Source organism: Hafnia paralvei ATCC 29927 (assembly GCF_001655005.1).
Lineage (GTDB): Bacteria > Pseudomonadota > Gammaproteobacteria > Enterobacterales > Enterobacteriaceae > Hafnia > Hafnia paralvei.
Genome location: NZ_LXET01000052.1, coordinates 1 through 15,042 on the forward strand (window position 1 = coordinate 1; position 15,042 = coordinate 15,042).

General features: G+C 42.5%; 10 protein-coding genes. All 10 read left to right on the plus strand.

Annotated elements, in window-relative coordinates; translation table 11 throughout:
• Window positions 1–541 precede the first annotated feature (541 nt).
• The 10 genes from fdhF (at window position 542) to M988_RS16410 (ending at window position 14,829) form a co-directional block, all read left to right on the plus strand.
• Window positions 542–2,686: a formate dehydrogenase subunit alpha gene (gene fdhF / locus M988_RS16365; protein ID WP_082019157.1), complete on the plus strand. Its 2,145-nt coding sequence runs from the start codon at window positions 542–544 to the stop codon at window positions 2,684–2,686.
• 267 nt (window positions 2,687–2,953) lie between these two features.
• Window positions 2,954–4,699 carry a type VI secretion system baseplate subunit TssF gene (locus tag M988_RS16370; protein ID WP_064575000.1) on the plus strand — a complete coding sequence of 582 codons (1,746 nt, stop codon included), beginning with the start codon at window positions 2,954–2,956 and terminating at the stop codon, window positions 4,697–4,699.
• Window positions 4,700–4,708: 9 nt separating this feature from the next.
• Window positions 4,709–6,799, plus strand: a complete 2,091-nt coding sequence (locus tag M988_RS16375; protein ID WP_064575002.1) for a type VI secretion system Vgr family protein — start codon at window positions 4,709–4,711, stop codon at window positions 6,797–6,799.
• 3 nt (window positions 6,800–6,802) lie between these two features.
• The gene (locus M988_RS16380; protein WP_064575004.1) at window positions 6,803–8,017 is read left to right on the plus strand and encodes a DUF4123 domain-containing protein; all 1,215 of its coding nucleotides are present in this window, start codon (window positions 6,803–6,805) and stop codon (window positions 8,015–8,017) included.
• Complete coding sequence (locus tag M988_RS16385; protein ID WP_064575008.1) at window positions 8,004–10,892, plus strand: T6SS effector BTH_I2691 family protein; 2,889 nt, start codon at window positions 8,004–8,006, stop codon at window positions 10,890–10,892. The genes M988_RS16380 and M988_RS16385 overlap by 14 nt, the downstream gene beginning before the upstream one ends.
• A gap of 185 nt (window positions 10,893–11,077) precedes the next feature.
• On the plus strand, window positions 11,078–11,761 hold the full coding sequence (locus M988_RS16390) for a hypothetical protein (protein ID WP_248846516.1): 684 nt from the start codon (window positions 11,078–11,080) through the stop codon (window positions 11,759–11,761).
• 174 nt (window positions 11,762–11,935) lie between these two features.
• Window positions 11,936–12,790, plus strand: coding sequence for a hypothetical protein (locus tag M988_RS16395; RefSeq protein WP_064575012.1), 855 nt, complete (start codon window positions 11,936–11,938; stop codon window positions 12,788–12,790).
• Window positions 12,791–12,792: 2 nt separating this feature from the next.
• Complete coding sequence (locus tag M988_RS16400) at window positions 12,793–13,644, plus strand: hypothetical protein (protein WP_064575014.1); 852 nt, start codon at window positions 12,793–12,795, stop codon at window positions 13,642–13,644.
• Window positions 13,645–13,663: 19 nt separating this feature from the next.
• The gene (locus M988_RS16405; RefSeq protein ID WP_064575016.1) at window positions 13,664–14,554 is read left to right on the plus strand and encodes a hypothetical protein; all 891 of its coding nucleotides are present in this window, start codon (window positions 13,664–13,666) and stop codon (window positions 14,552–14,554) included.
• An 11-nt stretch (window positions 14,555–14,565) separates the two neighbouring features.
• The gene (locus M988_RS16410) at window positions 14,566–14,829 is read left to right on the plus strand and encodes a PAAR domain-containing protein (protein WP_008815113.1); all 264 of its coding nucleotides are present in this window, start codon (window positions 14,566–14,568) and stop codon (window positions 14,827–14,829) included.
• The last annotated feature ends 213 nt before the right edge of the window (window positions 14,830–15,042 follow it).

Below are 15,042 nucleotides of genomic sequence, written 5' to 3' on the forward strand. Positions count from 1 at the left end.
ATGTCGGCGAAAGAACGACGGAGGCATGGACAAATTTGCCTGGAGCAAATTTGAACAACACTTGCGTTGGCCCCGAAGGGGTGAGGCGCAGGGATGCGCCGAATACTCGCGATTGCCGTTCGTTCCGTTAAGGCCGGAATGACGAGATTCGGGCACCTGCGAAGCAGGCTGAAGAACGGTGCCAAGCTGGGGTGTTGGGGGGCAGCGATTGGCCCCCCAACTCGGACGCCTGCACGGAGTGTATGTCGGTTTCGGTACATTAGGCGTACGAAACCTCACACTGCTCCCATTCCCATCCCCCATCAAATATCGACAAAACTGTCGAACTCGTCACCTCTTTGATGATGTCGATCAGCATACTCCTCCCCCTAGACCCCTTATAGTTCAAGGCATTAGCCATCCCCCTCAAGGGGTATCAAATTGGCACAGTACATGCATATAAATAGGGTGAATAAACATTAAATAACGCTTGGATTGCCGAGCGATATGAATATGAGCCGGGTTCTGTCCCTTCCGGCTGAATAAAATAGGAGCAATGTTGATGAAGAAAGTCATCACGGTCTGCCCTTATTGCGCATCAGGTTGCAAAATTAATCTGGTGGTCGATAACGGTAGAATCATTCGCGCTGAGGGTGCGAATGGCGTGACGAACCAAGGCGAGCTGTGCCTGAAAGGGTATTACGGCTGGGATTTTATCCACGATACTAAAATCCTGACTCCGCGCTTGAAGTCACCAATGATCCGTCGTGAACGCGGTGGAAAACTGGAAAACGTCTCATGGGAAGAAGCCATTGAGTTCGCCAGTTCCCGTTTACTGGCTGTGAAAGAGAAATACGGCCCTGACGCTATCATGACCACCGGTTCTTCCCGCGGTCCTGGTAATGAAACTAACTATGTGATGCAAAAATTTGCCCGCGCAGCCATCGGCACTAACAATGTCGATTGTTGCGCGCGCGTCTGACACGGCCCTTCGGTTGCAGGTCTGCAGCGATCGGTCGGTAACGGCGCCATGAGTAACTCAATCGTTGAGATTGAAGATACTCAATGCATTTTCGTCTTCGGTTATAACGCCGCAGACTCCCACCCTATCGTGGCTCGCCGCATCATCAAGGCGAAAGCGAAAGGGGCTAAAATTATTGTTTGCGACCCGCGTTTCATTGAAACCGCGCGTATCGCTGACATTCATGTTCCGCTGAAAAACGGCTCTAACATTGCACTGCTGAACGCTTTGGCACACGTCATCATCGAAGAAAATCTTCACGATCGTGAGTTCATCGAACAGCATACCGAAGAGTTTGAAACCTTCCGCGATTTGGTGATGCCATACACACCAGAATCGGTTGAAGAGATCACCGGTATCAGTGCTCAGATGATCCGTGAAACAGCCCGCATGTATGCCAAAGCACCAACGGCAACCATTCTGTGGGGCATGGGTGTTACCCAGTTCTACCAGGGTGTAGAAACCGTGCGTACCTTAACCAGCCTAGCATTGCTAACGGGTAATCTGGGTAAAGCACACGTCGGTGTAGGCCCAGTTCGTGGACAAAATAACGTTCAGGGTGCCTGCGACATGGGTGCGCTGCCAAACACTTATCCGGGCTATCAGTATGTGACTGACGAAGCCGCTCGTGAAAAATTCGCCAAAGCCTGGGGTGTTCCATCCCTGCCAGCGAATATCGGTCACGCGCTGAGCGAAGTACCACATAATATCGATCACGGCTTGATCAAAGCACACTACGTGATGGGTGAAGATCCGCTGCAAACCGAACCGGATCTGGCCACTATCCGCCGTACTTTTGAAAAGCTAGATATTCTGATTGTGCAGGATATCTTCATGACCAAAACCGCCGCGATTGCAGACGTTGTACTACCTGCAACCTCTTGGGGCGAGCATGAAGGGGTATACACCGCAGCCGACCGTGGTTTCCAGCGCTTCTACAAAGCGGTAGAGCCTGAAGGTGATGTCAAACGCGACTGGGAGATCATTAGCCTGATGTCCACCGCGATGGGTTACCCGATGCACTACAACAATACGCAGGAAATCTGGGATGAACTGCGCGAACTGTGTCCGATCTACTACGGCGCGACCTACGAAAAAATGGCCGATTTGGCCTACATTCAATGGCCATGCCCAACGCTCGACAGTCCAGGAACGTCATACCTGTACGAAGGCGGTAACTTCGATACGCCGAACGGGAAAGGTCAGTTCTATACCTGCGAATGGCGTCCGCCGATTGATAAAGTCAGCGACGAATTCCCAATGGTGCTCGCTACCGTACGTGAAGTAGGCCACTACTCTTGCCGCTCTATGACCGGTAACTGTAAAGCGTTAGCCGCATTGGCCGATGAGCCGGGGTATATCCAAATCAACACCGCAGATGCCGAACGTTTTGGCATCCGCGACCAAGAGCTGGTTTGGGTACGTTCGCGACAGGGTAAAGTCATTACCCGCGCAGCGGTCAGCGATCGTCCAAATAAAGGGGCGGTCTATATGACGTACCAATGGTGGATCGGTGCCTGTAACGAACTGGTAGCAGAAAACCTGAGTCCGATTACCAAAACGCCTGAGTACAAATACTGTGCTGTCAGCGTTGATGCAATCAAAGATCAGGAAGAAGCCGAACAGTACGTAGTACGTGAGTACGACAACATCAAACGTCGCCTGCGCGTAGCCGCTGAAGGATAAGTTTTTCAGCCAAAGTTGAAACCAACGCCCAACATTGCTTAGCCGCAATGTTGGGCGTTTTTTTATGCAAAAAAAATATCAGAAAGATAAGCAAAAATTATCAATATGATAATGAAGAATGGTAATAGAAAATTAACTCAATATTAAGTTTTAATTTTCCCGTAATTGTTTTAAATAACATTATTAACCATCAAAAAAAACGCATTAAATTCACAACGAGAATGCGTTTGCTAGAAAATATATTAAAAATAATTTACTAAGAACAATATGAATCCATTCGAGAGCTATTTCCGTACCGAGATGGAGTATTTGCGTCTACGTGGCATTGAAGTATCCAGAGATCACCCGAGGCTAGCACCGTTTCTGGCCGGCGGTAGCGATCCCGACGTAGAGAGATTATTTTCTGGGTTTTCGTTTTTATCTGGGCATCTAAAGCAAAAAATTGAAGATGGCATACCTGAAGTTACCAATCCTCTGCTATCAAAAATCTGGCCTATGCCACTAAGACCACTCCCCGCGACGAGTATTGTTCAGTTTTTTGCTGAACTCAATGACATCGGTTGTGCAGATGAATACCCATGCGACATCGCTGAGAATAGCCACATACACACCTCACAACATGAGCCACCAATAACTTTTATTACTCGTTCCCATCTCCACATAGAACCGATAGCCGTACAAAATAGGACGATGATTAAAGAACTGGATAAAAACGAGGTCACACTATCTTTTCGGCACTATGGCTCTAGCGCTACATGGTCACCAGGAAAAATCATATTATTTCTAAGCCATGATAAATCCACTGCAGCGCTACTGAAATTATGGTTCTCCCAATATCTAACAAAAACATATATATGTTTTGACGAGCAACGAATCCGAATTAATTCCCCGATTGAGGAATGCGCCCCTAACGCCAGCAAACTCATTATTCCCGCAGAAAATGAGCGTTATTGGGCATTACAGGCATTTGCTGAATATTTGTATTTCCCGCATATATATAACTTTATAACACTCAATCTCTCATCAGAATATAAATCTATACCATTGACCAAAGACCGAACTGTTTCTATTACTTTTAGTTTTAATAAACAGCTGCCCATAGAAAATATAGATGATGCTTTTATCCTCCACTGCTGTCCGGCAGTCAATTTAGCAGCTAAACACACACCTGAAATCTACGTTCCTTTTGGCAAAAAAACCTGTCTGCTAGAGGAACAGAACGTATTCAAAGTCTCAGGTATACATGCTAATCAAGAGCCTGACACAACAAACACAGGGAGCAATATTCAGTTTGTCCCCCTGACCAGCGCCACCGTGCCGTATTCTATGCCATTGGATGATAGCGCCACTCAACGTTATTTCTATTCGATACATGAAGAGACTCAAATATCGGGTCAACACCAGAGCAAAATCCAATTTTATCTGGCAAATGGTCAACTAGAGGATACCCAACTCCCACCCTTAGTTTGCCATTACATTAGCTGGGATCCTGCTGCGTCTCATCTGGACTCAGGCAAAATAACGATGACAGGGGAAGAGATTCCGAATGAGCTATCGGTAACTAACCTCACGCCATGTTCGCAAGGCTATAGTGGCATAACTGATAGCCATCAACACTGGCGTTTACTCTCGCTTTTATCATTCAATTATTTAGTGCTCAAAGACACCTCTCATCTAAAGGATTTACTGCGCCAGTTTGATTTTCATCAGCAAAGCAACCTCACCCAGAGTGAATTTATTCAACGCAGCATTGAAGGAATCACGTCGGCAGTGACAAAACCAATGGATTGGCTGGTGAAAGGAAGCCCCAACAGGGGAGTTTCTGTCACCTTGACACTTAATCCTGACTGTTATGCCAACGTAGGTGAGATGTATCAGTTTGCCGTCTCACTGAGCTACGTATTATCCGTTAGTCAAAACACCAACAGCTTTATTCATTTAGACGTTATCAACCAGCGAACTAACGAACGGTGGCATATCGGCCATGTTCAAGGTCATCACCCGATGTTGTAAGGATATGTTATGAAAAGAAAAACAGGGCTGTTTTTCACTTGCAAAATTGGTGGCTTAGCTGCCGAGACATTTGACGTTGCTGAGTTTCATCTTAATGAGGAACTCTGCGCGCTCTTCACACTAACACTGACCCTAGTGAGCCCTCGCAACGACATCGATTTAGATCAGCAGCTACTGCAGCAAGCATCGTTGACGATTAACGTGGATAATGAAGAACAACGAACCATTACTGGCGTGGTCGCAAGCGCCGAACGAGGCGATAGTGGATTTCGACGGACATTCTACTACCTTACTATTCGCCCTGAAATGTGGGCCATGACGCTAAATCAAGACAGCCGCATTTATCAACTGCAATCCGTACCCGATATCTTACGCGCGTTACTACAAAAAAATAATGTGCAATCTAACTGTACCCAGCTTCAAGACACACATCAAACTCGGGAATATGTAACGCAAAAACGTGAGTCTGATTTTGACTTTTTCCATCGCCTTTCATCCGAGGAAGGCATTATGTATTGGTTTGATAATAAAGGATTGTGCTATAGCGACACCCATTTAGGTATGCTGGTCGCGACATCTCTGACATACAATCCACATCCAAAGAGTGCGATTCAAGGAGATATTATCCACTCGCTGCGCTTTGGTGCTCATATGCACCCTGAGCAAGCCATTCACAAAGACCGCAACTATCATCGACCTTCGTATGCTTTAAAGCAGCAAGCCAGCACCAGAAGTGGCGGACATTATTCCGTCTTTGAAAGCTATGGACGTTTTCAACAGGATGCAGAGGCAGCACCATTGGTGCGTTATCGCATGGAACAATTACAGGCAAATGCGCAGATGGGCACAGCTCACTCCAATTGTATTAAGCTCATGCCTGGTCGAATTTTCACCATCATCGAACATCCCGTTGAATCAATGAATGACCGCTGGCAAATCGTCGCAATTGACCATCATGGGAAAATGCCCGAAGCGCTGGAAGAAGAAGATAATGGCGGTGGTACCACGCTCACAAATCAGTTCACTTTTGTACCGGGTCGCAATGACTGGCGTCCAGCCTATCGTTACCGACCTCAGGCTGACGGAGATGAAGTCGCCACCGTCGTTGGCCCCTCAGGTGAGGAAATTTACGTTAATGAAGATGGCTGTATTCGCGTTTATTTCCATTGGGATAGATACAACAACGCGGACGAAAAGGCGTCATGTTGGATACGCGTTGCTCAAGGCTGGAATGGTAACGGCTTTGGTATGATGGCAATCCCCAGAGTTGGGCAAGAGGTGATCGTTTCCTATCTGAATGGCGATATTGACCGCCCTATTGTCACTGGATGTACCTATAACGGAAAAAACCGTCCACCTTATCCGTTACCTGGTAATAAAACCAAGATGGTATTGCGTAGCAAAACCTATAAAGGCGGTGGCTATAACGAGCTTTCTTTTGAAGATGCAACGGATAACGAACAGGTTTATATTCGCGCCCAAAAGAACCAACTCAACACCGTCAATAATGACGAAACGACTCAAATTGGTCATGACCGCTCAGAAACCGTTGGTAACGATGAGGTAGTCAACGTCAACCATGACAGAAAAAACATCACTGGCCACGATGAAACCTGGGAAGTCGGCAATGACCGGCGTACTACGATCACTCACGATGATTATCTGGTTGTTACCCGCAATCAAAAAATAGAGATTAATAAAGACTATATTGCGAACATTGGCAATCATCGTAAAGAGCAGGTAACAGCAAACTATCAGATAGATACTGGTGGTAATTACACCCATCGCGTGGTGGGTGAGTCTCTACACGATGCTAGTAAAAAGCTGCAGCAGAAAAGCCCCCAAATTTTACATGATGCCAGTGAAAAAATCGTACTGCGGGGACCTGCAGGCAAAATCACCCTCGATGCAAAAGGAATAACGCTTGAGGGAAACATATTCCTGAAAGGTCTTGTGGCCGCAACGATGGGCGCAGCACCTTCTTTCTCTGGAGCCCCCTCACAATCGCCCGAAGAGGGCAAACCCTTTGACGACATGTGCTCTATGCAACCTGATGGTAGTTGCCCTTTGGATGACTGCCCATGCGAGAAAGAGAAATAAATAATGTCGTTGCGCACAAATAAACGTGAAACGTCAAACGCATTGAATACTCAGGAACTCAAAGCCACCTTATGCGGCTATCCGGTTTATTTACTGCTTCAGCCGCGCATTATCGAACACCTCACCTATAACGGCTTGCAGAAGCACGATGATGTTTTTCCGCCAGCACCTTCGCTGATAGAAATCATCAAGCAAAGCGATCCCTACATCCTGTATCACTGGATTTGGGAGGATACTCGCTACGATCGAGAAAGGGAGAAAGGTCCACTGTTGATTGAAGTAACAGAAAACACGGCCACACTGGAACAATTCATTGCCTTATGGGGACAACATCATGCTGGCCTAATTGTTCACAGCGCAAATCCTATTGATGAATTAGTGTCACATTTGGCCGCAGTATCCACACTAGTGATGAGCAATGGTCACTGTGTGCGCTTTAACTGGCTGCCAAATTCTCTAGATGACATACTGAGCGCAATGACAGCCAAGAAACGCGATCGATTGATTGGCCCACTACAAAACGTGTATTACTACCACAGTGGCAATAGCCAATATCCTTGGCGGAAATATCAATCACAATATCGTGAAACGCTATTTACTCCAGTACTGAAACTAACCTCTCGCGAAATAAAGCGTATTTCTCTCGCCAAACATCAAAAGTCAGACGCCCTATTAGCTCGAGAGCTATTAATTTGTTCGGACAGCGCTGAAGAACATTACCCACGTGCATTACAACTGGTAAAAACTTGTCAGCATCAATTGCAAAAATTCAATATTCAGCGCCAAGAGCATGTTCAACGCTTCATTCATACATTCTTTGCCCACATGATACAGATGAACCATGAGCGCTCAGTATGTGTGCTTGCCAACCTGCAACAGCCGGTAGTTGACCGCCTCGACGCTTTGGATTATCTGATTCACAACCCGCTAGGATACTTTACTAGTGAATATTTTTATCACCAGTTGATGAGTGATTGGTTGCTGATTCCAGAAAATAAGCAGCGGTATTTTTATGATGCCACCAATGCTGTCCTAACAACCTACCGACCACCAGAACAGAATGTTAGTGAAAGCCAGATACGTGAACAATTTTTGCAAAGTTACGGCACCTCCATCCAGTTAGCCAAGCACATTGTGCAAAACAACCTTCCACCATTATCAGTACGCAGGGAAGCACAGCGATTACTTTCAGGAGATCTTTTTTATGGCAACCACTGATAACGTTGTTTCAGCCAAACCTTGCACCAGCGCTAAAGGGCGTATTCCCCTAGTCCCCGTTCGTTACGGAATTGTGCCTAAAAAACCGGATGACCCCCAGCAGTTTGCATGGGAAGGCTGTGGTTTTACGCTCGAAGAAGGTTTTACCTGTATTGCTGAACTCCACTGTTCAAAATACACTCTGCGCGCATTACGTGGCGGTTATGTTTACACCTATATGTCCTCGCCGGAAAAAGGCAAAAAGCTAATCATCCACGAACATGAGGGTAACGGGCTCTATCAAGAACTTCTGATACAAAACTTAGAGCAATACGGTTCCACCAATTCTTACGCTAGCGGCAATATTAGTCACAACATCTGGATTGAAGCCGATGCCACTGAAGTATGGATTGGTTATAGCCCCCATCTGTGGACTCAAAAACAAGTCAGTGACATTTTAAGCAGTATCGCCTCACGCCAACTTTTTATGCAGCCAGTTGATCCAGCAGAGCTTGTTAATTGTAGCGAATCTTTTTCAACCCAAAAAAACATCATGCCTCTAGCTGCGCTAGAACAATGGGTTGAAGAGTACAAACCCGCCGATATAAGAATTGATATGAGTTGGAGCCAAGGTGAATGCTACCAAACCGATCTCTACACGCTCAAGTCAATGGCTGGCTATTTCAAGCAATACGCTCCAAAGGTTCCGGCGGTGATTGCCTTGCTGGATGCGGAAGGTATTGGTATCGACACAGGTTCTATTGCCAAGCTATATGCACATCAAACTGCCGATGTAAAAGCCCAAGGCTCCGGTTCTAATCTCCCACTGGCACTTCAGTTAAACGTGAGTAAATTACAGAGACCCAGTGAAGATTTTTACCAAAAAAATGCAATCAGCGAATTAATATTTAATACCTTAATTAGCTTAAGTGCATCAAAAGGGGATGAGTCGCTGGTGGATGGTGAACGCGATCTATCACACTATATGCTGCTGACGGATGAATCTCGTAGTAAGGGCGGCCATAGGTTTGCCAAACGTATTGATCAACAAAAATTTATGGCTTTTCTAGAAGAGAAGAAACAAGTTCAAGATGATTTAGAAATTATGATAAAGCGGGCTCGGCTTTCCGCAATCGATCATCACGCATGGCTAAAAAGTACCGAACAACAATACCAATATATGCGACTGTCAATCGCCTGTGCTTTAAGCAGCTATGACCGTTATTTCAAAGCATCAGCTTATTCCCTAGAACTATCTATTGCAATGATTATTGACGGTGCTGGTTTTCCGCTTCCAGGACAAGAGGATAAAGATCCACGCAGTACATTGTTCATGGATTGGATTAACGATGCTAATAGCCCTTTAAACCAAGCATTGCTCGCGTATAGACCTTTTGAAAAAGATGCAAGTACAGCAGGTGTATGGGTAAGTGCGCCGGATTTAATTATTCAGACCATTTCTAAAAAACTCAGTTTTATTAAAGCCACACAAGGTACCGATATTATTGCTAAAAACATCCAGACGACATTGTTAAAACTAACTAAAGGAAGAAAATCTTGGGATAAAATTGCCAGCCTAACTAAACATGTAGAACAAGCAATAGAAGAAAATAACGCAACTAAGTTACTAGGAGTTCTTCGTAGTCGCTATAACATCACCAGTGATGTTATAGAAGCAGTTCCTGCGATAAAAAACCTAGAGGTATTGACTGAGAGTAATATGCTGGCGATATCAGAAAGCACTAAAGCATCTATTTTCTCTGGTCCCAACAGACGTAATCTGAAAGTTATCACTGAAACAGAAATACGTGCAAAATATAATGAAAATTATGTTGCAGGAAAAAGAAGTGCACTATTTAGTGTAGCAATCGTCTCACCTGGAGTATTGATTTTTGCCAGTATTTATTTATTCAGCGCTCTAAAAACATGCCAAGAAAAACCCACAGCGATTAATATAAGCAGTTTTATGGCTGCAGGACTAGGGGAGTTGGCAACAATAAACGCAGCGCTGGTATCGGTAAAAAATTTAGCCGTGCGCGAAAGTTTAGATGCTGGAATCGCTGTTGCAGGAGAGTATTACGTAAAACTGATACCAAGATTACTTGCTTCAGATGTTGCTGGATTAACTTTCGGATGGGGCGCAATTATTTTCACATTTATAACTGAAATATTGAAATCCATAAAAAATCAAACTGATGGGAAATACTTCAGATTAGGATCTGCTTTTCTTATGCTTTTCGGTTCTGCGCTCCTTTTACACATTGGCGGATTAATCAGTACAATGGCACTCATTCCTATTATTGGATGGGTAATACTTGGTATAACTTTAATTGGTGTTGGTATATGGCTTGGGCTAGAGGCCGATGAAAGAAATCACACACCTTATGAAGCTTGGGTCAATCGCACAGAGTTTGGTATACTAATGGCAGATGAAAACTCCGATAGAGACCTGCATAGGTGGGGATCGCTAAGTGAAACGTTACAAGAGTACTTCAACATTCGCTATAAACCCATTATGGTCGATGCCACACTAGCTCAATATCTAAAACATCCTACTGTTTATTCTCAGTGGTTACCTGAAGAAATAATTAGTAATAAGTTTGGAATGCAACCACCTAAATTTGTTCTTTATTTTCCAGACTATATAAAAGGCATTAGTGATATTAGAGATATATCAACCGGTTATCTCATAGAGGAAGCGCCTCAGACAAATGGGGGGATTCTCCTGCGTTTTAGCAAAAATGACTCCTCTCCAAATGGAGGTCAAGCCCGATTGGATTTAAAATACCAGCCCAATACTGGAGATACAAATGAAATGGTCATTATTTCAGAAAATAAAATGGATCCAGAACTATACATGCGTTCAATTCCATCAATTACATATTACAGGCCTTAGCTCTAGGAATTAAAATGAATAACATAACAGACCATAATAAAAAAATTGAAATAGCAGTTAATAAATGTTTTGTCTCCATGAGTAAAAACTGCCTTGAAATTAGGCCACGAGAGAGACTTTACTGTATATTTCATGGTAGGTTTTTTCTACTCGTAACATTGCTCACTCACGTAGGAGCATGTTATATGCTATACGCTACTTATATTAATGAATACGATGATGACCTATTATTAATAACATCTCTCATTTTGTTTTTATGTATTATTTCCTGGGTATTTGAGTATACATCAACATCAGTCATCACAAAAACATCAAATATCGTATTCAATCGAAAGACAAGAGAATGCTACACATATTACAACAACAAAAAATACATTAACAATGTCGACGATGTTATATTCTCAGGTGGTGCCAGCACAATAATATCGCTTTTCCGCCGTGAAAAAAATGGAACTATATTAACCAAAAACATATCGATTGATGATGGATACAATATAAAAATAATCATGGATTACATCAATAATTTTATCAGAAATGGGCACAGTGAACTTCCCATTCCGACTAAATTAGCATGGACAGATATAGGCTGTTCAAACGTTTCAATTTCTCCTTGCAAGGCTTTACGTCATTATGCTCCTTGGCCATTTTGTTCTAAAATAACCGATCCAGAAGAGAAAGCATTGAAAATATATATGTGGCCATTATACACATTTATTATGTTCCCGATTAATATGTTCTTTGCACTCCTTTGGTACCTTTTCACCAAAATATTCAACATCAAACCACATCCAGTACCCGAAGAAGCCTACGAAGGTGACGACAGCATCCGCGTAACGCCAGAAATGGCAGCTAAAGGGATTAGACCTTAGCATTAGAGAAATGAAGCCATCACTAAAATATAATACTAGAATATAGCAGTAACATCTGAGAATTTATTTATAAAATACAATAAGATGGAACATCCATAGCATAACAGATGAATCTATTGATAGAATCAAAAAAACACAAATAGTAGTGAACTAAAACAGAAAGGTAATATATTAATGAATAATAGATACCCAGAATACGAACAAGACATATCGGATCTGGACAATATAAAAAACATTTTTGTTTCAATCAGCAAAAACTGCCTTGAAATAAAAGCATCTAGTATCTCTGAAGGAGCATACTTAAGCCGAATGTGTTTACCCGCAATCATATCTGTCAATGTTTTTATTCTTATGTCTGCAATTCAATCGTGGATGGAAAATCACAACTTCATTGAATTATCTCTTCACGCAGTGGCTATCTTGCTTTTCTCTTTTTTAATATTTATGTTTATCTCACAAATAAAAAACAATTCAAATATTGTTTTTAACAGAAAAACACAAAAGTGCTACGTTTACTACTGTGGTAGAAAACATATCAACGATGTTGAAGACATAATTATTTCCGGAGGAAAGACGACTCATATTTCTGTACATCGTCATGATAAAGAGGGGAAAGTTATCACTGGTGATATAGAAATTGATGAACAGTGGAATGTCCAACCAATTATTTATTATATTAAGAAATTTTTACATGAAGGAGAAAGTGACCTACCAATACCAACTAGCCGTGATTGGGCTGATTTAGAAAAAGAGAATGTCGCATTACCACCATTCAAAGCACTACTGCACTATGCTCCTTGGCCTTTTTGTGGGAAAATTACTGATGAATTTGAAAGAACACTCAAAATTTATCTATGGCCGCTATATACATTTCTTTTATTTCCTCTTTATACGTTTCTTTCACTGCTCTGGTACCCCTTCACCAAAATATTCAACATCAAGCCTCATCCTGTCCCCGAAGAAGCCTACAAAGGTGACGACAGCATCCGCGTAACGCCAGAAATGGCGGCCAAAGGGATTAGACCTTAATTATGAACAATAAAAAACCTAATGAGCAGATAATTACTCCTGAAGAAGCAATGAGAAAATGTTTTGTCTCCATGAGCAAAAACTGCCTTGAACTTAGACCAAAAGAAACGTTTAATGGATCATTAAATGGTAAAATACTTTTTTTTATAGCTTTTTTTATAAATATTTCTGGACTAGGCATTGTATTTACCCCATCACCATATGAAAAACCATTACTACCGATATTTCTTATTCTTGTTTCTTGTTTTTTGTTTTGCATGCTTGAATGGGCGTTAGTATCACGAATAACCGCATTATCAAATATAGTATTCAATCGCAAAACAAAGAAATGTTATGCTTACTATAATAATAAAAAATATATTAACCATGTAAATGATGTCATTATTTATGGCGGTGCAAAAACAATGATATCTATGCATCGACGTGATAAAAATGGAATAATAATAACTAAAAATATAGAAATAGATGACGAATGGAGTATAAAACCGATTTCAGATTATATAAAAACCTTCATAAGTCATGGCTCCAATAGTCTCATAATTCCAGCTGAATATGAATGGTCCGGATTAGAGAATATATACATTTCATTCCCACCTTGCAAATCATTATGCCATTATGCCCCGTGGCCTTTTTGTGGGAGGGTTGTAGATCCAATAGAAAAAATGCTTAAAATATATATGTGGCCAATTTACACATTTATTATGTTCCCCATTAATATGATTTTCTCACTGCTCTGGTACCCCTTCACTAAAATATTCAACATCAGACCTCATCCTGTCCCCGAAGAAGCCTACGAAGGTGACGATAGCATCCGCGTAACACCAGAAATGGCAGCTAAAGGGATTAGGCCTTAAACTACAAGGAGTAATAAATATGATAAAAACATCGGAGGTTACCTATGATTTCCCTGAGAGAAAATACAAGGTCGAAGATGCATGGATTGGTAATCAGTTAATTTCAATAAGCGATAACTGTTTAGAAATCCAAACTGCTACGTTAGCTTTTGAATCAATTATGGGGCGTTTTTGGTTTCAGGCTATGCTCTTTACTGCGATCTATTTTAGTTCAGGATTTAGTCATTTTTTTGTTTTAGTATTAATTCCAATTATTATCATAATGTTATTTATTGGCGGCAAGGCAATTATAAACATCAAGGAGAATTCAAATATCGTTTTTAACCGTAGTACTAGGATGGTGCATGCCCATCATAGAGGGAAAGATTTAAGCACCCAATGGAGCTCTCTATTATGGGATAGTCAGATCAATATTAATAATGTGGCTAAAATCTATTTTATTTTTCCTCATCGTAATGAAGATAATACTGTCTCAGTTGACTATGTTGAATTAAGTAACGATCAGCGCTCAGTTTTGCACGGAGTAACCACTTTTATAAACGCATTTATGCAGCAGGGTCATGAGGGTTTACGAGTTCCAAAAAGCTATGAATGGAGTCGCGTGTTCAGCACCAAAGTCACGCTTTCCCCTAGCGAAATATGGCAACACTACGCTCCTTGGCCTTTTCGTCGCCGATATTGCGACAGGGTCGAAATGAACACCAAGATCATTTTCTGGCCAGTCTGGACATTCCTACTGTTCCCCTTGCTTTCTCTCTTTGCATTAAGCTGGTGGTTAATGTGCAAAGTTTTTAAGGTATCTCCTGCTGCCGTTCCTTGTGATGCCTATCAAGGGGATAACAGCCAGCGTTTCACACCACAGTTTGCTGCCAAACAAATTAAGCCTTTTGAAAAATATATAACTGAATAAGGAATGAATTAATGAAACCACTCATTGTCTTGGGCGATAAAACAAATCATGGCGGTACAGTCGTCACTGCTGATGCAGGGTTCACACAGGACGGCATCGCCGTTGCTGGTCATGGCGATATGGTTGTGTGCCCCATTCTGGGTCATACGCCCTCCACCATTATTGCTTCCGGCAGCGGATTCACCCTCAACGGAAAACAAGCTGCACACGATGGCGACCAAACCTCCTGTGGTGCCAAGCTAATTGCCTCTCATTTTACCGTCAAACATGGGTAGTATCCTCTGTCTCCCATTATCAATGGGAGACGAGTTTTAATAACCTCTTCTACAATAAGGGGTTATTGATTTGTTTATCAATATGAGCTTCGTTTTATCACCCTAGTTCCCACTCATTATCATCTTCAAGATCAACAAGCCGCCTCGCTAGACCAGCGATAATATGATTCATGATAGATAGCGAAAATGGTTCGACACTTCTGTCGAATCTCC

Excerpts from the sequence above, each read along its gene's own strand:
- M988_RS16390 (WP_248846516.1), top strand. The coding sequence starts at position 11,078 with ATGCTATACGCTACTTATATTAATGAATACGATGATGACCTATTATTA.
- M988_RS16405 (WP_064575016.1), top strand. The coding sequence starts at position 13,664 with ATGATAAAAACATCGGAGGTTACCTATGATTTCCCTGAGAGAAAATAC.
- M988_RS16370 (WP_064575000.1), top strand. The coding sequence starts at position 2,954 with ATGAATCCATTCGAGAGCTATTTCCGTACCGAGATGGAGTATTTGCGT.
- M988_RS16400 (WP_064575014.1), top strand. The coding sequence starts at position 12,793 with ATGAACAATAAAAAACCTAATGAGCAGATAATTACTCCTGAAGAAGCA.
- M988_RS16410 (WP_008815113.1), top strand. The coding sequence starts at position 14,566 with ATGAAACCACTCATTGTCTTGGGCGATAAAACAAATCATGGCGGTACA.
- M988_RS16385 (WP_064575008.1), top strand. The coding sequence starts at position 8,004 with ATGGCAACCACTGATAACGTTGTTTCAGCCAAACCTTGCACCAGCGCT.
- M988_RS16395 (WP_064575012.1), top strand. The coding sequence starts at position 11,936 with ATGAATAATAGATACCCAGAATACGAACAAGACATATCGGATCTGGAC.
- M988_RS16375 (WP_064575002.1), top strand. The coding sequence starts at position 4,709 with ATGAAAAGAAAAACAGGGCTGTTTTTCACTTGCAAAATTGGTGGCTTA.
- M988_RS16380 (WP_064575004.1), top strand. The coding sequence starts at position 6,803 with ATGTCGTTGCGCACAAATAAACGTGAAACGTCAAACGCATTGAATACT.